This is a genomic window from Pseudonocardia nantongensis, from assembly GCF_046546495.1.
GTDB lineage: Bacteria > Actinomycetota > Actinomycetes > Mycobacteriales > Pseudonocardiaceae > Pseudonocardia > Pseudonocardia nantongensis.
This window is the reverse complement of sequence record NZ_JBKGXT010000008.1, coordinates 110,536-130,802: the sequence shown is the minus strand read 5'-3', so window position 1 is coordinate 130,802 and position 20,267 is coordinate 110,536. Positions and strand designations below refer to the sequence as shown.

Genomic DNA, 20,267 nt, shown 5'->3' with positions numbered 1-20,267 from the left:
GTCAACCTGCTTCCGTTCGGGTGAGGGTCGGGTCGAGCGTCACCGCGCCGGCGGCCACGCCCTCGATCAGGCTCGTGACGAGATCGCGCGCCGCGTCGGTGTGTCGCCGCAGCTCGTCCTGATGGTTCGCGACAGCGACAAGCGCCTCGTCGAGCGCAGCCGCATCGACCTCGGACAGCAACGGCACTCTCCATGTCGTCCACGCAGTCCCCTGCGGCGTAAGCGTGTTGACGACGGCGGCGAGCACGTGGGGGCCGAGGGGGGCGCCGGGTTGCAGGCGCAGGATCCGGCTCGGCGCGGCGACCAGCGCACCACCGACCTCGTCGACCCGCGCGGTCGGCGATGGCCGTTCGAGGAACACGACATCGCCCGGTTCGGTTCGGGTCGCGCGTGGATAAAGACGGGCCGCGTCGAATGGGTCGAGTCGCACATGGTCGGCCGCACCGTCCGCAGTCAGCACTGCCACCGTCCCCGCCGGATCGACGTGAGCGAGATTGACACGCGTCCCGTGCTTCATGACGAGTTGTCCGTCCGACCTCAACTCGGCGAGCGAACGCCGACGCAACGTGATGTTGGTGGGGGCTGGCGCAACGGGGACGTCACATCTGGGGATGGCACGGCTCGTAGTGAGCGTAGCTGCGTACACCCGGTCCAGATGAGAGGACGATCGCCCGCTGCCGAGATGCACGGCCGTGACGCCGCGGGGTACGACCGCTGTCTGCGCCAGCACGGCGGTCAGATCCCGGCGACGGGCGTAGCGCGGGGCTCGGCTCCCCCGAGTGGCTTCGGAGGCCGGCTCGAGCAACGCCGCGGCGACATCCGCGCCGAGGTCGTCGAGGTCGATCGTCAGGCCCTCGAGATCCGCGAGGGACACGAATTCGTTGCGGCGGGCCCCGTGCAGCACCCAGAGCGCCAGACTCTGCCGGTGGGCGCCCTTCCACAAGCCGCGTGGCAGGCGGATCGCGGCTGCTAGGACACGGCCGGACACGGTGTCGGTGCGGTCTCGGCTCGCGTCACCGACAAGTGGATCGCACAGCGTTCCCGCCGCGCCCACCACGACGCCGACATCCGTCGAACCCAGACCGAGCACGAGATCGTCTGCCGCCCTCAGTGCCTCGACGTCGGACATCCCGATCACGGAGAGAACGTGCACCGCGGAGGCACCACCGGTGCCATCATGAATATCGGCCTCCTCGATCAGCGCCCGGCGCCGCAGAGCCCGGTGTTGTCCGGGCGCGAGCACGACACCGGAGAATCCCGTGACGAGCGTCCGGAACATCGTGGCGTCGGCCGGCGGCACGAGAACCACACCGTCGTTCCCCAGCGCATCGCGCGCCGCCCCGGCGGCTGCGGCGACGATGTCGACAAGGTCTTCGTGGACACCGCGTCCGCCCTGTCCCCGACGAAGTCGGCTCGACTCCAGACGGGCCAGCGCGTCGGAGGGGCCGAACGACGCCGCGACGAGGTCGTCGACGTACACCGTCAACGCCTCCGTGACTGTCACCGCACGCACCTCCCTGAGCAGCAGGGCGTCGGCGGGGTCGGCCAGGCTCGCGAGGCCGGTCAGCTCTGCTGCTGAGCGGCCGCCGATGTCCTCTCCGGTCGCGGCGTGCAAGGCCAGCAGGGTCACGACGTCCTCGGCGTCGACGTCGTCCGGCACCGACAGCGCGGGCGCATCCTGGTCGACCTCGGTGTTGTACCCCCGGCCGGTCGTCTGCAAATAGGCAACGATGTCGTCGCGGTCGAAGTGCTCCACACCGTCGGCCGAGGACACCACCTCGGGAAACGAGACGATGCGGCCGCGGACCCGCGGGCGCCTGCGCCACATCGTCACCACGTGCCGGCGGACGTGCGCCAGGTCGGCGATGTCCTGCAACGTGACGGTCGAGCGCTGTGCCACCATGGCGCACCTCCTTCCGCAGTCCGACTCCGCAGAGACTAGGGCAGCATCCTTCGTTTCGTGGATGGGTCGCTGAGAACCCGGCTTCTCAGAGTCCGGCCTTGGCTCTATTAGCTGATCTGCGCATCCTTCGTCGCATCGGTCGGCCACCCAGGTCAGGTCGGCCACGAGACTGCGAGGAAGCACATGCCCGCACACTTCGACGCCGACGGCCCCGCGCTGATCGCCGAGCATCTGACCCTGCACGACTCGAATGTCCTGGCGGAGGCGCGCCACTGGCCGACCGGCCGCCGCGGCGCCGCCGTGCCCGCGACGGAGATGGCCGACTGCGACCTGACCGCCTTCGTCACCCAGGCCGCCGTCGTCGGTTCCCAGGCGATCGCCACCGCAGGCGGTACCCAGGAGGCGTACCGGCTCGACGCGCTCGTGGCCGACGTCGGCGAGCGCACGAGCCAGCTCTCCCGCGAGGCCGAGCGTGCCACCGGCGCGGCCGTCCAGCAGGCCACGGCAACGATCGAGGCATCGACCGCCGCGGCCCGCAAGACCTTCGACGAGATCGCCGCACAGTCCCGGCGCAGCTTCACCGAGTCCGTCGAGACCGCTGGCACGGCCCTGCGCGCGGACCTCACTCGGTTGCTGGGCGGCGAGAACTCCGAGTTGCTGAACCGTCTCGGCCCCGTGATCGAGAAGTTCGGCCGCGAGCTGGAGGCCCGTACCGCAGCACAGACGGTTGAGCTCATCACCAAGGCCGCCCGGGCGCTCGATCCCGCCGACCCGGCCTCTCCCGCTGCGCAGCAGGCCCGCGCTCTCGCCGAGCAGCAGGAGCGGCTCGCGGCCACGCTCACCGCCGGCTCTCAGGCGCTGACGGACAAGATCGACACTCTCGTCGAGGCAACGAAGGTGGCGCAGGCGGCCTCGAGCGCGCGGGCGGCCGTGGTGAGCACCAGCTCTCTCAAGGGCGACGAGTTCGAGGACGCGCTGCAAGGACTGCTTGCCGAGCTGGCCACGGGCTTCGGCGACGAGTACCGCGTCACCGCCCGCAAAGCCGGCCGCTTCCCGAACAACAGGAAGGGCGACGGGGTGCTCGCCGTCAACGGCGGCGACGTGCGCGTCGCGGTGGAGATGTCGGACTCGCAGCGCAACGGCTGGAGCGACTACCTGCGCGACACCGAACGCAACAGGGACGCCGTCGCTTCGCTCGGCATCGTCCGGTCGCCCGAGCAGCTCGGTGGTCACAGCGTGCTGAGTCTCGGCCCGCGCCGCATCGTGGTCGCCTTTGACCCCGACACCGGTTCGGCGGACCTGCTGCGCACCGTCCTGCAGCTGCTGCGCCTGGCCGCCCTTGCCGCGGCGAGCCGGCAGCAGGACGGTGACGTCCGCGTCGCTGACGAGAAGATCGCTTCCGCGCTCGCGGTCTTGGTCCGCATCGACGAGATCACCAAGTCGGTGGGCCTGATCCAACGGCACGCCAAGACCATCGGCGGCGAGTCCGACGAGCTGCGCACCGAAATCTCGCGCCTGCTCACCCAGGCCCGCGCGGCGCTCGGAGCCCACACATCAGGCACCGACAATGCCGGCGCCTGACGACGCCGCCGCGGTGCTCGGGCTGGCCCTGTCCGGGCCGGATCGACCTCACCGTCGACCCGAACTCCGTTCTGCTCAGCCCGCACGCCGTCCAGCGATACCGCGAGCGGATCGAGGTGTGTCGGTCCGTCTGGCAGTTCGCCGGCTCCGTGGGCGTATCTCGACGGTGCGCTGGCAGTCACGGCCCGCCGCCCGTGGTACTGCGGTCTGGCGTGATCTACGGGTTCAGCGAGAGCAGCCCGGACGCCTGCCTGCTCCTGCGCAGCCGGGTGCTCGTGACCGGCCTGGCGGGTGACCGGCCGCAATCGAGGGATGTCGCCGCAGACCCCGGCCCGCGGCACCGCGCGCAGGGGCGCCGACCGCGGTGACAGGCCGCCGTTACCGACCGGACCGGGTCGCCACCGGGACGAGCCGACGCTCGTCGCCAGCGACTGCCCAACCCTGGTCATCGGCTTCAATCGGGCCGGGTCAAGGACCTTCAGCGAGCCCACCATTTCATGCGTACGGCTGGCGCTGGAGGCGACCGGTTGGTCTGCCTCGCACGTCGGCCGGTAGCCCGCCGCCTGGCGCGCCGGCCCGGGTCCCGGCGGACACCGGCTGCCGGCGCAGGCGCGGCGCATATACCAAAAGCTATACTCTGTTGGCGTGAGTGACGCCCCCTGGGAGGTGTACATCGCCAACGAGGTACTCGACTGGCTCGAGAGCCTCGACCACACTGTTCACAGCCGGGTAGTCCAGGCCATTGACCTTCTCGCTGACAGCGGACCTGGACTCGGTCGGCCCCTCGTCGACACCATCCGCGGATCTTCGATCCCCAACCTCAAAGAACTCCGCCCCGGCACCGTCCGGATCCTGTTCGCCTTCGACCCGTGGCGATCCGCGATCCTTCTCGTGGCAGGCAACAAGGCCCGACGGTGGAAGACTTGGTACGCCGAGGCGATCCCGATAGCCGAGCAACGTTACGAGCGATACCTAATGGAATGCGGTCAAGAGAAGGGACAGCCATGAGCAGCCACGTCGCCTGGCGCGACATCCGCGCCGACCATGTCGAACGCGCCGGCGGCGACGCCGCCGTCGACGCCGGCAAACGCCAGATGCTCGCCGAGACCGTCGGCTACCGCCTCGCCGAGGTCCGTCGCGCCCGCGGCCTCACCCAGCAACAGGTCGCCGACCGCATGGACATCACCAAGGGCCGCGTCTCCCAGATCGAATGCGGCAAGGTCTCCGGACAGGACGTCCTCGCCCGATACGCCGCCGCACTCGGCGGTCGTCTCCACCAAGCCATCTACTTCGACGACGGCGACATCACCGCTATCGCCTGAGCTATCCGAAGACCGACAACTGCAGCTCAGCGGGACGCACAACGGTAGGGTTACGGTTCGACTCGCCCTCGGACACACGATCAGCTTTGTAGATCGACGCAGTTCTGCGTACTGCCAGACGGGGATGTATTGCGGGCGCCAGAGACGCCCCTCCGCGCGCGCTCCCCCGGACTCTGCGCACGACCGTCGGTCGATGCGCCCTGCCGGAGGTCGGCACCAGGGTGACTCACGAGTCCTGCACACGTCGGCAGGCCGGCCGGCACCGTCGGCGAGCCGGCAGATCCGACCCACGGCTCCGTGCCGGGCGTACCCGCACCCACGCTGCAACGACCGCGGGTCGGCCAGCCGCCGGGCCCGGTCGATGTCGATCCCCATCAGCGGTCCGTCCCCCTGTACCCCGCGCCGGCCGGCCGGGCACGGGCGCCGCCCCGCGCAGCTGTCTCGTCCACTCCCGCCGACCACCCGGCTCACCAGGCCGGATCGCGCGACCAGATCGCGGACAGGGCCGTCGCGCGCGGTAGCAACGTCTGCGCCGACGGGCCCGCCCGCCACGTGCGCCCCTCCCCCTCGACGAGGTCCAGGGCCTCGAGGTCGGCGCGCATCCCGTTGATCATCGAGTCGACGTCGGCGCCGGTCAGTGGCCGACCGTCCAACGACCAGCGGTTACCCAGCAGGGCGTACACGCGCTCCGCGAGCTCCGCGCACCGGATCGGGCCGGACGCCGACAGCAGGGCGACGGCGGCCGTGGCGAGGATCCCGCGGAAGCCGTCCTCGGGCTCGAACCACGACCGCAGCCGGCGGACGGTCTGCAGGTCGTCGGCGGCCGCGCGGGTCGGTGTCAGCACGCCCCGGGCCAGGCGCAGCAGGCCCACCCGGCGCAGCATGTCGTGCAGCACGGCCAGCGGGACGAGGTCCTCCTCGATCGACGCGGGCCGGTCCAGCGGGTGCCAGCCGGGGCGGTGCTGCTGCATCTGCCGCACGACCGAGCGGGGCAGGCGCCCGCCGGGGGTCAGCCGGACGCCGCCGGCGAGCAGGTCGAGCAGCAACCGGACGCTCACCGGGACCTCGCCCACGGTCTGCCGGACCAGCAGGTCGGTGGCCGCACGATCGAACGACGGCAGCTCCCCCGCCCACTCCCGCAGCCGGGCGTGGTCCTCGTGGCCGGGGTCGGCGAGCACCGCCTGCAGCTCTGCGTACCCGGGCGCGCCACCGCAGTCCTCCGGCGGACAGCCACCCGTACCCTCGACGCAGCCCGGGACCTCGCCCCCGGCACCGACGACCTCGACGTCGTGCTCCCAGCCGTCACCGAAGTCGTAGTGGTACTCGAAGTGCGCCGGCAGGTCCCGCAGCCGCATGCGGGCCTCGTCCTGCTGCAACCCGTCGTCCCAGTCGGGGTTCGCTACGCCGTAGGTCCGGTCGCTTGCGACGAACTGGTGGAGGTGGCTGTTCGTCCAGCCCAGCGCCATCTGGAGCAGCTCGTGCAGCTCCGGCAACGAGGCCGTCGCCGGGACGTCGATCACCCGCACCACGGCAGGCGAGACCTCCCGCAGCGAGATCCGCAGCCGCACCGTTCGCACGGCCCGGACCGTACCTGCCCCCAGGATCCGGATCTCTCGGCGATGGCCCCAGGTGGTGGACAGCGTCGCTACCAGCGGGAACGCTGGTGGGTGTCTCCGCCTGCCGCCTCGCCGTCGTGGATGGTCGACCAGCGTGGCCGGCTGTGACCGGTCAGAGCGGGACCACCAGCCGGGCTTTCCTCTGCTCGGTGGCGTAGTTGAGCGTGTACCAGGTGCCTCCGCCGGCGGACTCGTCCCCCCTCGGGAATCCGATCACGAGGCCGCAGTGGTCCACCATCCATCGGTTGCGGGCGTGGTAGGCGTCCTTGCCGAGGAGCGTGGCACCCATCTCGACGACGTCGGCGAGGCGCTCCTCGCCCCGCAGGCTCTCGATGACCTCGGCGGGACCGACCGGCTGATCGACGATCCGGCAGGGCACGACGACGGTCAGCGCCGCCTCGGAGTTCCTCGCCAGCCACTGCAGTGCGGCGGTGTCGACGCCGGAGGCCCCGCCGACGTAGAAGTGCGCCGTCGAGTCGGCGAACGGCCTGAGGTAGGCCGCGAACACCTCGGCCAGCTCGTCGACGGGAGCATCGCCGATGCTCCGCGTGCCGGTGATCGCCACGCTGCGTTCCACTCGGGTGCGCTCCTTGGGATGAGGTGCGGGTGCCATCGGACCTACCCGCCGAACCTACCGCTCCGAGCCGTTCGCGGTTCGGTTCAGACGCTCGTCGGCTGCGCCTGCTCACCCACGATCACGACGTCGGCGCGCCTGCTACCGGCACCGGCGGCCGGCGGTGGTCAGTCCGGCTCCGACAGCTCGCGCGGCCGGCTGCCCAGGGCGAGCACCGCGCCCAGGGTCGCGGCGCCGGCGAGGATCCCGAACACCACGGGGTAGCCGCCGAGCACCCCGGCCAGCGCCGCGCCCGCCCACGGCGACACCGCGACGGCGACCATCGCCGGGGCGGACAGCAGGCCGTTCAACCGGCCGTAGTACCGCGACGGCCACCGGTCCGAGACCGCCGTGGCCTGCAGCAGCGTGGTGATCCCGCGGGCCGCCCCGGCCAGCATCGCGGCCGCCACCAGCAGCCACCACGGCCCGGGCAGCACGGCGAGCAGCGCGGTCGTCACGCCCAGCGCGCCGAGCACCGCGACCGCCCGCACCCGGACGCCGAGCCGGCCCACCACCCGGGTGTAGAACGCCCGGCCGAGCACCTGCCCGACCCCGCCGAGGCCCAGCGCCCAGGCCGCCGTCCCGACATCCAGGCCGCGCTCGATCAGCAGCGGCACCTGGTTCACCGCCACCGCGAACGCGGTGAAGGCGCCGAGGAACACCGCCGCCGTCGTCAGCAGGAACACCGGGCTGCGCGCGATCACGCCGGGATCGGCGTCCGCAGGCGGCTCGGGCGCCTCCGGCCACGGCCCGCGCAGCCCGAACAGGTGCGCGGGCACGGTCACGACCGCGAGTACCGCGGCCAGCACGAGGTAGGTGCCCCGCCAGCCGAACGGTTCCAGCAGGGCCGCCGTCAGCGGCGCGAACACCGTGCTGGCCAGGCCCGCGACCAGGGTCAGCCCGGTCAGCGCGCGCACCCGGTCCGAACCCCACCAGCGGGTCAGCGCCGCGAACGCGGGCGGGTACAGCGTCGCCGACTGGGCCAGCCCGGCGAGCAGCCACGCGGCCAGGAACCACGGCCAGGACCCGGCGTAGGAGATCGCGACGACCGCGGGCACCCCGAGCAGCGAGCCGGCCGTCATCACCCAGCGCGGGCCGTGCCGGTCGATCAGCCGGCCGACGACGATCCCGGCCAGCGCCGAGATCCCCAGGCCCGCCGAGAACGCCGCGGTCACCGCGCTCACCGACCAGCCGGTGTCGTCGGCGATCGCCGGGGCCAGCACCGGGAAGGCGTAGTACAGGACGCCCCAGCTGGTGATCTCGGTCAGGCACAGCACCAGCAGGACCCGACGGCGGAACCCCACTCCCGATCACCCCCGGGCCAGTCTCACCCCGGGGCGGGCCCGGGGCCCGATCGGGTTCCGGAGACCGGTCACCGCCGTCGCTACACTGCCCCGGGCCTGCGCCGGGCTCGGGGCACGTCCCGCCGGTGCCCGGCGACGGCCGCGCCCGGTCCGCACATCCGACGCGAGGGGGTTCCCGCCGGTGCGACTCGATCCCACGACCGCCGCCGGCATCGACTCCCCGATCGGCGCCGCCCAGGCACTGCTCGCGCTGCGGGACGACGCCGGGCGGGCCGGCCGCCCGCTGCTCGACCTCTCCCAGGCCGCGCCCCCGTACCCGCCGGCCCCCGAGGTCGTCGAGCACGTCGTCGAGGTCGCGCGGGATCCGGACGGTGCCGGCTACACCCCGGTGCCCGGCCTCCCGCCGCTGCGCCGGGCGATCGCCGACGAGCTGTCCCGCGAGTACGCCGGCGGGGTCACCCCGGACGGCGTCACCCCGGAGGATGTCGTGGTCACCGCGGGCTGCAACCAGGCGTTCGGGGTGGTCGCCTCGGCCCTCGCCGACCCCGGCGACGAGATGATCATGCCGCTGCCCTACTACTTCAACCACGACATGTGGCTGCGGATGCACGACGTCCGTCCCGTGTACCTGGAGCCGGACGCCGGCCTCGTCTCGCGGGCCGCCGACGCCGAGGCCCTGATCACCCCGCGCACCCGGGCCATCGTGCTGATCACCCCCGGCAACCCGACCGGGGTGACGATCCCGCCCGCGGAGATCGCCGAGTTCGCCGCGCTCGCCCGCCGGCACGACCTCGCCCTGGTCGTCGACGAGACCTACCGCTCGTTCCGGGACGCGGGCACCGCCGGGACTCCCCCGCACCCGCTGTTCGCCGACCCGAACTGGCGGGACACGCTGGTCAGCCTGCACTCGTTCGCCAAGGACCTCGCGATCCCCGGCTACCGGGTCGGGGCCGTCGTCGGCGCCCCGGCACTGACCCGCGAGGTACTCAAGCTGATGGACTGCGTCGCGATCTGCGCGCCGCGGATCGGCCAGGAGGCCGCCTGGGCCGGTCTCACCCGGGCCGGGGACTGGCGGGCCGAGCGGGTCGCCGAGATCGCGCAGCGCCGCGCCCACCTCGGCGCGGCCCTCGCGACCCGCCCCGGCGGGTTCGAGGCGGTCGCGCTCGGCGGGTTCTTCGCCTGGGTCCGCCATCCCTTCGACGACCGGCCCACCGGTGACGTCGTGCGCGACCTGGTGCTGACCCACGACACCCTGGTCATCCCGGGGACCGCGTTTCTGCCCGACGACCGCCGGATGTTGCGGGTCAGCGTCGGCCGGGTCGACGCCGGTGCCGCCGACCTGCTCGCCACCCGGCTGGCCGCGGCCGGGCGGTGAGGGAGATGCCCGCACCGTGACCGACACCGGCCTGCGCACCGGAACCGCCGCCGGTCGGTGGGTGCTGCTCGCCTGCATCCTCGGCTCGGGGATGGCGATGCTCGACAACACCGTCGTCGCCATCGCCCTGCCCGCGATCGCCGAGGACCTCGGTGCCGGGTTCGCCGGTCTGCAGTGGACGGTGAACGGGTACACGCTCACCCTCGCCGGGCTGATCCTGCTCGGCGGCTCGCTGGGCGACCGGTTCGGCCGTCGCCGGATCTTCGTGACCGGCGCCGCCTGGTTCGCGACCGCCTCCCTGCTGTGCGCGCTGGCACCGACCGTCGAGCTGCTCGCGGTGGCGCGGGCGCTGCAGGGCGTCGGCGGCGCGCTGCTCACCCCGGGGAGCCTGGCGCTGATCTCGGCGTCGTTCCGCGGGCCGGACCGGGCGGCGGCGATCGGTCTGTGGTCCGGGCTCGGCGGGGTCGCCGGGGCGCTCGGCCCGTTCGTCGGCGGGACGCTGGTCGAGTGGTCCTGGCGGGCGGTGTTCCTGATCAACCTGCCGCTGGCCGCGGTGGTCGTCACGGTCGCGCTGCGGCACGTGCCGGAGTCCCGCGACCCGGACGCGCCGCGCCGGCCGGACGTCCCCGGCAGCCTGCTCGCGGTCGCCGGTCTCGCCGCGCTGACCTGGGCCGGTACCGAGGCCGGCACCCGGTCCCCGGGACTCGGCGTGCTCGCCACCGGGCTCGCCGGGATCGCGGCACTGGTGGCGTTCGCCCTGGTCGAGCGCCGCAGCGAGGTCCCGCTGGTGCCGCCCGCGCTGTTCACCGGCGCCGGACCCGGCGGGTCGCCGGCGGCCGGGCGGCGGTTCACCGGGGCGAACCTGGTCACCGTGGCGGTCTACGCCGCGCTCTCCCTGCTGTTCGTGCTGATCGCGGTGCAGCTGCAGGTCGTGGCCGGGTTCTCGGCGCTGCTGGCCGGGACGGCGACGCTGCCGGTGACCGTGCTGATGATGTTGCTCTCGGCCCGCAGCGGCCGGCTGGCCACCCGCACCGGCCCGGCTCCGCCGGTCACCCTCGGCCTGCTGCTGGCCGCGGCCGGGGCGCTGCTGGTCTCCCGGCTCGGCGCCGGCTCGTCGTACCTGTTCGCGGTCCTCCCGTCGACGGCGCTGGTCGGGCTGGGCCTGGCCGCGGCGGTCGCGCCGCTGACCACCGCCGTGCTGGACGCCGCCCCGGACCGGCACGCCGGCGTCGCGTCCGGGGTGAACAACGCGATCGCCCGGGCCGCCGGCCTGCTGGCGGTGGCGACCGTCCCGGCGGTGGCCGGGATCCGCGGTGACGGGCCGCCCGACCCGGCGTCGTTCGGGTCCGGGTTCAGCACCGCGATGACGATCGCGGCCGGCCTGCTCGTGCTCGGCGCGCTGCTGTCCGGCGTCCTGCTGCGGGGCGGCGGGATCTGCACCGCGCGAGGTCCGGCGTAACGATCGCCCACGGGCCGGCCCGCATCCCGGTCGTGCACAATCAGTGTGCGGCCCGGACGTTCGCCGCACCGGAGTGGTGAGATGCGTGGTGAGCAGGGCCCGGCCCCCGCACCCGACGGCCCCCCTCCCCCGTCACGGACGGTCACCACGCCGGTGCTGCTCGCGCTCGCCAACGCCGTCGAGGAGTTCGCGCTGGCCGCGTCCGGGGACCGGACGGTCGCGGCCGTCGCGCTGTTCCAGCGGGCCCCGTACTTCGCCGCGCACCAGGACGCCTGGGCCCGGATCGCCGCCACCGCCGGCGAGGGTGCGCTGATCGCGCTCGCCGGCGCGCCGCCCGCCGGGCTGCCGGCCGGGCTGGGCTGCGTCCCGCTGGCCGAGCACGAGCCGCTGTCCCGGGAGTGGAGCGTCACGGTGCTCACCCCGCGGTCCGGGGCGACCGTCGTCGGCCGTGACCTGGAGGCCGTCGACGGCTCCGCCCGGTCCTTGGAACGCGGACGGCTGTTCGCGGCGCACTGGTCGTTCCGGCACGGCGACGCGCACGCCGAGCTGCTGCGGCTGCGCCACGAGCTCGGCCCCCGGCTCGGCTCGCAGCGCACCGGCGCCCTGGACGAGGTGCTCTCCCGGGTCGTGCCGGTGCCCGGCACCGCCACCGACGGCCGGCACGACGCCGCCGCGGACCGGCTCGCCCGGCAGGTCTCCGCGGAACGCCGGCGGGCCGACGACACGCTGAACCGGCTCTCCGAGCTCGAGCCCGGCGCCGAGCGCGACCCGCGCAGCGGCCTGCCCACCCGGGCGTTCCTGGAGCGCTGGACGGCCGGGTCGGTCACCGGGACGCTGCCGGTCGGGCTGGTGCTGCTGCGGGTGCAGGAGCTCGGCCTGGTGCAGGGCCGGCACGGCTACCGGGCCGAGACCGCGGTGCTGCAGTCGGTCGCCCGGTTGCTCGGCAGGCACGTCGGCGCGGCCGGGCGGGCGGTGCGGGTCGGTCGCGAGGAGTTCCTGCTGGTGCTGCCCGGGCTCGACGTCGCGGCGCTGGCCACCGCCGCGCAGCGGCTGTCCGAGGCCGTCGCCGAGCTGTCCGGTGGCTACCCGTTCGTCCCGACGCCGTGCACCGCGGTGATCACCCGGACCCGGCTCCGGCCGTTCCCGCTGGACGCGCTGTGGGCGGCCCTGGACGACGCCGTCACCGCCGGTCGCGCGGTCACGCTGCTGCGCACCTGAGCGGGCCCCGCCCTGCGGGGCGGCCCGGACGGGGCTCAGCCGGCCTCGTGCGTGATCAGGTCCGCGGTCCGGCAGGCCAGGGCGACCAGGGCGAGCGTCGGACCGACCGCCCCGGCGGACGGGAACGCCGCGCTGGAGGCGACGTGCACGTTCGGCGTGCCGTGCACCCGGCAGTCCGGATCGACGACGCCGGTGCGCGGCGAGTCCGACATCCGCAGGAGGCCCATCTGGTGGGTCCCGTCGCCCATGTCCATCTCGTGCACCCGCTCGACGTCGGACAGGTCCACCTGCGCCAGGCCGGCTCGCTCCAGCTCCTTGCCGATCAGCGTCAGCGAGGTCGCGATGGCGTCCCGGTCGGAGGCCGACACCCGGTAGTCCACCCGCAGCCGGAGCTGGCCCAGCGCGTCCCGCTCGCGGTCCAGGGTGACCCGGTTGTTCGGGTCCGGGGTCTGCTCTGCATCGAACCGCAGCCGGGTGTGCTCGCTGTCCAGCGGCATGAACGACGGCACCCGCCGCTCCCCGGTCACCCGCGGCCGGGCCCAGCCGCGGGCGAACCGGGCCACCCGCAGCGGGTCGCCTGCGACGTTACGGACGTGCCGGCCGATGCCGGCGGTGTGCGAGTAGTGGGCGTGCGTGCCGGCGGCCTTGAAGCCGGTGCGCAGCTTGCCCAGCCCCCAGTAGGTCAGGGCGAACGTGGACAGCAGCGCGTCGCCGTGGTCCGGGTCCTTGGGATCGGCGAACCACAGCGCCGACTTGAGGTTCCCGAGCCGGTGCGCGGCCTGGGTCCGGGGGCTCAGCGCCAGCATCCGGCGGGCGTAGACCCCGTCGTCGGTGGGCAGGTAGCCCAGCCCCAGCGCCCGACCGGCCGGGGTGAGCCGGATCCGGCCGACCTCGCCGACCGGGTGGGTCATGTAGTGCCGGCCGACCTGGCCGTACTCGTCGCCGATGCCCGAGCCGAGTCCGGTGCCGCCGTAGCCGTCCGAGGCGAGCAGGATCCGGGTGGACTCCAGACCGCCCGCGGCGAGCACGAAGTGCCGCGCCCGGACCCGCACCTCCAGGCCCGGCCGCGGGACGACGACGGCCTCGGTCGCCGCGCCGGAGAGCGGGTCGCGCTCCAGCCGGGTCACCGACGCGTGCAGGAACAGCCGGATCCGCCCGGCCCTGGCCATCTGCTGCACCCGCGGCGCGAACGACGTCGGCGGGCTCCACCGCCACAGGTCGTCCCACCGCAGCACCTCGCTGGAGACCCCCGGCGGCACCGGCGGGAACCCGGAAGCGGCGGCCGAGTACTCGCAGGCGCCGGCGTCGAGGTGCCGCTGGGCGACCGGGTACCAGGACCGCAGCTCGTCGTGCGGGATCGGCCAGGCGCTGCCGGGCAGCCACTCGCGGTCGGCGAAGTCGACGTCGTCGAGCGGGGCGCACCGCCCGCCCCAGACCAGACTGGTGCCACCCAGCCGCTTCTGCCGGACGGCGTCCACCGGGTCGTGCGCGCCGCCCCCGCGCACCCCGCGGTAGGTGTCGCGGGCGGTGCGCTGCAGCCCGGGCCCACCGCCCTCCAGCACCACGACCCGCACCCCGCGGTCGGCCAGCTCGGCGGCCGCGGCGGCGCCGGCCGGGCCGCTGCCGATCACGCACACCTCGGTCTCGAACCAGGACCCTGGCAGGGCCCGCCGGGAGTCGATGAGCATGCGGATCGGCCCTTCCTGACGTCGGTGCGTACCGTCATGTCCGGTTCTGCCGTTATCGGCAGCTTGTTGTCGTTCGTACTCGGTGACCGGTTCGACGGTCGGAGGGAGACAAGTATGGGGCTCGCCGCGATGGCCACGACCGCGCGGGGTATGGCCGCGACCGTGCGGGTGCTCGGACGGGGCGAGCTCGGCCGGTTCACCGGGGGTTCGCGCTCCGAGGTCGCGCGGTTCGAGCAGGAGCTCGGCGACGTCGTCGGGACCCGGCACGCGCTGGCCGTGAACAGCGGGACCAGCGCGCTGGTGGCCGCACTCGTCGGGGCCGGGGTCGGCCCGGGCGACGAGGTGCTGGTGCCCGCCCACACCTGGGTGTCGACGGCCGCGGCGGCGCTGGCGGTCGGCGCGGTGCCGGTGCTGGTGGAGATCGACTCCTCGCTGACCATGGACCCGGCCGACCTGAAGGAACGGCTCACCCCACGCAGCCGGGCGGTTATCCCGGTGCACATGCTCAACCATGTCGCGGACATGGACGCGATCATGGAGGTGGCGGCCGACCACGGCCTCGTCGTGATCGAGGACGCCTGCCAGGCCGTCGGGGTGACGTATCGCGGGCGCCGGGTCGGCTCGATCGGCCACGCCGGCTGTTTCAGCTTCAACCAGCACAAGAACATCCGCGCCGGTGAGGGCGGCGCGGTGCTGACCGACGACTCCGCGCTGTTCGAGCGGGCGTCGATGTACCACGACGTCGGCAGCTACTCCCGCTCCGGCTTCGCAAGCTCGGACGCCGACCTCATCGTCGGGGTCAACCTGCGGATGCCGGAGCTCTCCGCGGCCGTGCTGCGCCCGCAGCTGGCCGCGCTGGACACGCAGCTGGCGCGCCGCCGCCGGCACCGCGCCGTCGTGCTGGAGGCGCTCGCCGGACGGGTCGGGCGGGACCTGGCCCCGGTGCCGCACCACGACCCACCGGCCGCCGCGGGCCTGGCCGTGAGCTTCGACGCCGAGCCCGCGGCCGTCGAGTTCGGGACCGGCCGCGGGGTGCACCGGCTGATCGACACCGGCCGGCACGTCTACACCAACTGGCGGTCGCTGCAGGCCCGCAACCCGGTGCACCCGGCGCTGGACCCGTACGCCGCGGTGGACGCCGAGATCGACCACGGCCCGACGGCCTGCCCGCGGACCCTGGAGGTCCTCGCCCGGACCTGCGCGGTCGACCTGGCCCCCGAGCTGCCGACGCCGGCGTTCCGGGCGCTGGCCCGCCGGATCGCCGCCTGACGGCCGGGGCCCGGCCGTAGAACCGCCCGGCCGTACGGCTGCCCGGCGTACGGCTCCCCGGCCGTCCGGCTGCTCGGCCGACACCTGCTCGGCCGACACCGGCTCAGCCGTACACCGCCTGGACGTGGCCGTCCCGGGTCACGGTGCCGGTCACGGCCAGCGGGACCGGCCGGGCGAAGCCGGGCCCGTCGGTGACGACGGTGTGGAACTCGCCGTTCTCCCCGCACGGGTCGGTGCCGGCCGGCAGCGCGGCGAGCAGGGCGTCGTCGAACGGGCGGCCGGCCAGCGCGGCCGGGACCCGGGCCGGGTCCACCGCGGCGACCCGGGCACGCAGGCCGCCGTCGACGATCCGGCGGGCCAGCGCGGCGGTGTCCGCGCCCCACAGCGGGAACAGCCCGGCGACGCCCGTGCCCTCGAGCACCGACTCGCGGAACGCCCGGACGTCGGCGAGCGCGACGTCGCCGTGTACCAGCGCGGTCACCCCGGCGTCCCGGGCGCCCGGCAGCGCGGTGCCCAGCCGCTCCCGGTAGACCGGGTCCGGACAGCCCCGCGGCAGGACCACCGGGTGAAGGTCCACGCCGAGCGCGTCGGCCTGGGCCGCGAGCACCGCCAGCGGGACGCCGTGCACGGGGACCTCGACGCCGGTGCCGTCGGCGCGCTCGGCGACCGTGCTGAGCAGGCCGGTCACCCGGACGCCCGACGCCCGTGCCGCAGCGAGCGCGGTCGCCGCGTCCTTGCCACCGGACCAGCTCACGAGGGCGTCGACCACGGCCGCGACGGTAGCCCGGATCCGGCGGTGGCGGCGCTCCGCAGCCGGGGGCCCGCCCGCTACCGTGAGGTCGTGCCCGACCGCCCCGCCCGCGTCCCCGACGCCGATGTGACGTCCTGGGCGCTGGCCGCCGGGGCCGGCGACCGGGCCGCTCTGGCGTCGTTCGTGCGCGCGACGCAGGCCGACGTGCACCGGTTCCTGGTACACCTGTCCGGCCCGTCCGAGGCCGAGGACCTCGCCCAGGAGACCTACCTGCGGGCGCTGCGCACGCTGGCGTCGTTCGAGGGCCGTTCCAGCGCGCGCACCTGGCTGCTGTCGGTGGCCCGCCGGGTCGCCGCGGACGCGGTGCGCACCGCCGTGCGCCGGCCGCGGACCCGGGACCTCGGCGCGGACACCCAGGACGCCCTGGAGCGGATGGTGCCGCGCGGCGGAGCCCAGGAGGCGGTGCTGCTGCGCACCCTGGTCGACGCCCTGGCCGCGGACCGGCGGGAGGCGTTCGTGCTCACCCAGCTGCTCGATCTGGGCTACGCCGAGGCGGCCGAGGTCTGCGGTTGCCCGGTCGGCACCATCCGGTCCCGGGTCGCCCGGGCCCGCGAGGACCTGGTCCGGGCCCTGGACGCCGACCGCCCGGGCACGGCCGGGGACGCCGGGCACGGCCGGGCCCGGCGCCGCGGCGGCACCTGAGCGACGGCGATCGAGGCCCGGACGACCCGAGCATCGACGATTTCCATGGTCAACGAAGCGTCCCCCGGACTGATCCGCGCCTGCGCCGTGCCGGGCGCTCCGAGCCGGACCCTCCGGCACCGTCGGAGTGACCGGGATCGCACCCGGGAACCGGTCCGGGCATCCGGGCGACCACTGCGACGTGCCGAACGAACGTCGCGCGTGCCCGCCGCCGCACCGGGAGGTCCCGTGATCTCGTCCCTGCCACTGGCGCTCGGCCTGACCGCCCTGTTCGCGGTGACCGGTGGCTACGCGCTGCTGCGCTGGTCGTCCGCGGTGGCGGCGGCGCTGTCCCCGGGCCGGCGGCTCGCCGAGCTGGCGCACCTGCTGATGAGCGCGGCGATGCTGGTCATGACCTGGATCTGGTACGGCAGCGCCGGGCTGTGGGTGCAGATCGTGCTGTTCGGCGGCTTCGCCGTCTGGTTCGCCGCGGACGCCGTGCGCCGGCACCACCGGCGGGTGCACGGCTGCGCCGGCGGGTCCGCACACGCGCTGATGGCCGCGGCCATGGTGTGGATGCTTGCGGCCATGCCGCTGATCATGGCGGCGCCGGTGACCGCCTCCGGGGGCGGCGGGCACGAGGGCCACGGCGGGCACTCCGGTGGCGCCGGCGCCGCGTCGACCGCGCACGCCGGCCCGGCGGGCTGGGCGGTGACGGTCACCGTGCTGCTGTGCGTCGTGCTGCTGGTCACCGCCGGGTTCTGGGCGGCGCGGGCGCTCGCGTCCGGCACCCGCGGGCACGAGTTCGACGAGGACGTCCCCGGGGTTCCGCTCCGCGGCAGGGGCGACGACGATCCGACCGGCGCCGCGGCCGCCGCGACCACCGCCGTCGCCGAGCGGGCCGCGGTCGGGCCGGTCGGCCGGCTCGGTGCCCGCACCGACGCCGGCTGCCACGCGCTGATGAGCATCGGCATGGTCGTGATGCTCGCGGCGATGGTGGCGGGCTGGTGAGCGCCGGCCCGCAGCTCCGGGACGGCGGCGACCCCGCAGGCACGGCACCGGCGGCACCGCCCGGTCGCTGGCGCGGGCTCCGCCCGCTGATCCTGCGCATCCACTTCTACGCCGGCCTGCTGGTCGGCCCGTTCCTGCTGGTCGCGGCCGTGACGGGGCTGCTGTACACGGTGGCCCCGCAGCTGGAGCGCTGGGTGCACTCCGGCGCGCTCACCGCGCCGGTGTCCGGACCCGAGCGGCCGCTGTCGGCGCAGGTGGACGCGGCCGCGGCCACCCAGCCCGGGCTGCCGGTCACCGAGGTCCGGCCGTCCGGCGGGCCCGGGGCGACCACCCGGGTCTCGTTCGACGCGGGCCTGCCGGAGAGTTACGCCCGCACCGTGTTCGTCGACCCGTACACGACCCGGATCGCCGCCACCGAGGACACCTACGCCGAGTGGCTCCCGGTCCGCGGGGTGCTCGACAACCTGCACCGCTCGCTGCTGCTCGGCGACGCCGGGCGGGTTTACACCGAGCTGGCCGCGTCCTGGCTGGCGGTGCTGGCCGCGTCCGGACTGGTCGTGGCGCTGACCCGGCGGGTCCGGGGCCGGCGGGCGCTGCTGCCGCAGCGCGGCGGGTCCCCGCGGGCGCGGTTGCGGTCCTGGCACGGCGCGGTCGGGATCTGGGCCTCGATCGGCCTGTTCTTCCTGGCCGCGACCGGCCTGACCTGGTCGCAGTTCGCCGGGGCGAACGTGACGGCGCTGCGCGAGGCGCTCGACTGGACGACGCCGTCGGTGAGCTCCACGCTGCCCGCCGCCGGTCCGGCGGCCGGCCTTCCGGCGACCGGTGCAGCGCCACTCCCGGCCGCGGACGTGCCCGCGGCCGCCCAGCGGGTCCTCGACGCGGCCCGCGCGGACGGCGTCGGCGGCCCGGTGGAGATCGTCCCCGGGGACCCGGGCGAGGCGTGGCGGGTGCAGCAGACGGTCCGGTCGTGGCCCTCCCAGCAGGACGCGGTGGCGGTCGCGCCGGGCACCGGCGAGATCACCGACCGGCTGGCGTTCGCCGACTGGCCGGTCGCGGCGAAGCTCGCCCGCTGGGGGATCGACGCGCACATGGGGTTGCTGTTCGGCGTCGCCAACCAGATCGCGCTGGCCGCGCTGGCGTCCGCGGTGATCGTGCTGGTCGTCTGGGGGTACCGGATGTGGTGGCTGCGCCGGCCCCGCCTCCCGGGATCGCGCCTGCCCGGGCCGGGCCCGGCCGGGCCGCCGGGTTCCCCGGAGCGGCCGTCGCCGGCGGCGGTCGCCGTGCTCGGTGCGGCCGGCCTGCTCGCCGGGCTGGTGCTGCCCGTGCTCGGCGTCTCGCTGATCGCGTTCCTGGTGCTCGATGCCGTCCTGGCCGGGCGGTCGGCGGCCCGGTGCCCGGCCGCCGGAGGGCACCGGACGGGGGACGGCTGAGCCGGTCCGCACACTTCGGCGCCCGGGTGGGTACCCCGGGCCCGAGTACCCCGACCCCGCGAATGGAGCTCCCCGTGTTCTGGTCCGCACCCGCCCCCTGGACGACCGCCGACATCCCGCCGCAGCACGGCCGCACGGTGGTGGTGACCGGCGCGACCAGCGGGCTCGGCCTGGAGACCAGCCGGGCGCTGGTGCACGCCGGCGCCCGGGTCCTGCTGGCCGTGCGGGACACCGACCGGGGTGCGGCGGTCGCCGCCGAGCTGGGCGGCGCGGCCACCGCGCACCGGCTCGACCTGGCCGACCTGACGTCGGTGCGCGAGTTCGCCGCCGGCGTCGAGGGCCCGATCGACGTGCTGATCAACAATGCCGGCCTGATGGCGGTCCCGCAGGGCCGCACCGCCGACGGCTTCGAGACCCAGCTCGGGGTGAACTTCCTGGGGCACTTCGCGCTCACCGGGCTGCTGCTGGACCGGATCACCGACCGGGTGGTCACGCTGTCCAGCGTCGCGCACCGGATGGGCCGGATCCGGCTCGACGACCTCAACCGGGAGTCCGGCCGCTACGAGCGCTGGTCGGCCTACGGCCAGTCCAAGCTGGCCTGCCTGATGTTCGCCTACGAGCTCCAGCACCGGTTCGTCGCGGCCGGCTCGACGTTGCGGTCGATGGCCGCGCACCCCGGGTACGCGGCGACGAACCTGCAGTCCCGGACCGAGTCGTTCCAGGACGCGGTGATGAGCGTGCTGAACCGGGTGGTGGCGCAGTCCGGCGAGGCCGGGGCGCTGCCGTCGCTGTACGCGGCGACCGTGCCGGACCTGCCCGGCGGCAGCCACATCGGCCCGGACGGGATCGGCGAGGCCCGCGGCAACCCGCGCCCGGTGGGGTCGACGGCGGCCTCGCACGACCGCCGGATGCAGCAGGCGCTCTGGGAGCGCGCCGAGGAGCTCACCCGGGTCGCGTTCCCGCTGTAGAAATCCCGCCGGAACGCGAGCGATGAGTTCCGCCGCCCGGACCGGTCGTCCCTCCCGAGCACCGAGTGAGGGAGGGCA

General features: G+C 74.8%; 17 protein-coding genes. 11 read left to right on the top strand and 6 right to left on the bottom strand.

Annotation, left to right across the window (positions count from 1 at the left end; genetic code table 11):
* Window position 1: 1 nt before the first annotated feature.
* The gene (locus tag ACLFMI_RS10920) at window positions 2-1,903 is read right to left on the bottom strand and encodes a hypothetical protein (protein ID WP_410947666.1); all 1,902 of its coding nucleotides are present in this window, start codon (window positions 1,901-1,903) and stop codon (window positions 2-4) included.
* Between the two features lie 183 nt (window positions 1,904-2,086).
* On the opposite strand from ACLFMI_RS10920, the gene ACLFMI_RS10915 reads away from it, so the two are divergent.
* The 3 genes from ACLFMI_RS10915 to ACLFMI_RS10905 all read left to right on the top strand — a co-directional run bounded on the left by ACLFMI_RS10915 (window position 2,087) and on the right by ACLFMI_RS10905 (window position 4,806).
* Entirely contained in the window at window positions 2,087-3,484 is a 1,398-nt protein-coding gene (locus ACLFMI_RS10915) for a Fis family transcriptional regulator (RefSeq protein ID WP_410947665.1), read from the top strand.
* 645 nt (window positions 3,485-4,129) lie between these two features.
* Window positions 4,130-4,492, top strand: coding sequence for a type II toxin-antitoxin system RelE/ParE family toxin (locus ACLFMI_RS10910; RefSeq protein ID WP_410947664.1), 363 nt, complete (start codon window positions 4,130-4,132; stop codon window positions 4,490-4,492).
* Window positions 4,489-4,806, top strand: coding sequence for a helix-turn-helix domain-containing protein (locus ACLFMI_RS10905; RefSeq protein WP_410947663.1), 318 nt, complete (start codon window positions 4,489-4,491; stop codon window positions 4,804-4,806). The genes ACLFMI_RS10910 and ACLFMI_RS10905 overlap by 4 nt, the downstream gene beginning before the upstream one ends.
* A gap of 467 nt (window positions 4,807-5,273) precedes the next feature.
* Here ACLFMI_RS10905 and ACLFMI_RS10900 read toward each other — a convergent pair whose 3' ends face one another.
* From ACLFMI_RS10900 to ACLFMI_RS10890, 3 genes are all read right to left on the bottom strand, one after another.
* On the bottom strand, window positions 5,274-6,383 hold the full coding sequence (locus ACLFMI_RS10900) for a plasmid pRiA4b ORF-3 family protein (RefSeq protein WP_410947662.1): 1,110 nt from the start codon (window positions 6,381-6,383) through the stop codon (window positions 5,274-5,276).
* A 151-nt stretch (window positions 6,384-6,534) separates the two neighbouring features.
* Window positions 6,535-6,999, bottom strand: a complete 465-nt coding sequence (locus tag ACLFMI_RS10895; RefSeq protein ID WP_410947661.1) for a hypothetical protein — start codon at window positions 6,997-6,999, stop codon at window positions 6,535-6,537.
* Window positions 7,000-7,163: 164 nt separating this feature from the next.
* Window positions 7,164-8,339, bottom strand: coding sequence for an MFS transporter (locus tag ACLFMI_RS10890; protein ID WP_410947660.1), 1,176 nt, complete (start codon window positions 8,337-8,339; stop codon window positions 7,164-7,166).
* A 181-nt stretch (window positions 8,340-8,520) separates the two neighbouring features.
* On the opposite strand from ACLFMI_RS10890, the gene ACLFMI_RS10885 reads away from it, so the two are divergent.
* From ACLFMI_RS10885 to ACLFMI_RS10875, 3 genes are all read left to right on the top strand, one after another.
* Window positions 8,521-9,714 (top strand): aminotransferase, encoded by a 1,194-nt coding sequence (locus tag ACLFMI_RS10885; protein ID WP_410947659.1) that lies wholly within the window; start codon window positions 8,521-8,523, stop codon window positions 9,712-9,714.
* Window positions 9,715-9,730: 16 nt separating this feature from the next.
* On the top strand, window positions 9,731-11,173 hold the full coding sequence (locus tag ACLFMI_RS10880; protein WP_410947658.1) for an MFS transporter: 1,443 nt from the start codon (window positions 9,731-9,733) through the stop codon (window positions 11,171-11,173).
* Between the two features lie 81 nt (window positions 11,174-11,254).
* Window positions 11,255-12,391: a sensor domain-containing diguanylate cyclase gene (locus ACLFMI_RS10875; protein WP_410947657.1), complete on the top strand. Its 1,137-nt coding sequence runs from the start codon at window positions 11,255-11,257 to the stop codon at window positions 12,389-12,391.
* A 35-nt stretch (window positions 12,392-12,426) separates the two neighbouring features.
* Here the strand turns inward: ACLFMI_RS10875 and ACLFMI_RS10870 are convergent, their stop codons facing one another.
* On the bottom strand, window positions 12,427-14,079 hold the full coding sequence (locus ACLFMI_RS10870) for an FAD-dependent oxidoreductase (protein ID WP_410947656.1): 1,653 nt from the start codon (window positions 14,077-14,079) through the stop codon (window positions 12,427-12,429).
* A 114-nt stretch (window positions 14,080-14,193) separates the two neighbouring features.
* Here ACLFMI_RS10870 and ACLFMI_RS10865 point away from each other — a divergent pair, with 114 nt between their 5' ends.
* Entirely contained in the window at window positions 14,194-15,348 is a 1,155-nt protein-coding gene (locus ACLFMI_RS10865) for a DegT/DnrJ/EryC1/StrS family aminotransferase (RefSeq protein WP_410947655.1), read from the top strand.
* A gap of 103 nt (window positions 15,349-15,451) precedes the next feature.
* On the opposite strand, the gene ACLFMI_RS10860 is transcribed toward ACLFMI_RS10865, so the two are convergent.
* Window positions 15,452-16,117, bottom strand: a complete 666-nt coding sequence (locus ACLFMI_RS10860; protein ID WP_410947654.1) for a Dph6-related ATP pyrophosphatase — start codon at window positions 16,115-16,117, stop codon at window positions 15,452-15,454.
* Window positions 16,118-16,189: 72 nt separating this feature from the next.
* Between ACLFMI_RS10860 and ACLFMI_RS10855 the strand changes: the two genes are divergently transcribed.
* From ACLFMI_RS10855 to ACLFMI_RS10840, 4 genes are all read left to right on the top strand, one after another.
* Window positions 16,190-16,801 carry a sigma-70 family RNA polymerase sigma factor gene (locus ACLFMI_RS10855; protein WP_410947653.1) on the top strand — a complete coding sequence of 204 codons (612 nt, stop codon included), beginning with the start codon at window positions 16,190-16,192 and terminating at the stop codon, window positions 16,799-16,801.
* Window positions 16,802-17,029: 228 nt separating this feature from the next.
* On the top strand, window positions 17,030-17,791 hold the full coding sequence (locus tag ACLFMI_RS10850) for a DUF5134 domain-containing protein (protein ID WP_410947652.1): 762 nt from the start codon (window positions 17,030-17,032) through the stop codon (window positions 17,789-17,791).
* Window positions 17,788-19,221 (top strand): PepSY-associated TM helix domain-containing protein, encoded by a 1,434-nt coding sequence (locus tag ACLFMI_RS10845; RefSeq protein WP_410947651.1) that lies wholly within the window; start codon window positions 17,788-17,790, stop codon window positions 19,219-19,221. The genes ACLFMI_RS10850 and ACLFMI_RS10845 overlap by 4 nt, the downstream gene beginning before the upstream one ends.
* Before the next feature lie 74 nt (window positions 19,222-19,295).
* The gene (locus ACLFMI_RS10840) at window positions 19,296-20,189 is read left to right on the top strand and encodes an oxidoreductase (RefSeq protein ID WP_410947650.1); all 894 of its coding nucleotides are present in this window, start codon (window positions 19,296-19,298) and stop codon (window positions 20,187-20,189) included.
* Window positions 20,190-20,267: the final 78 nt, after the last annotated feature.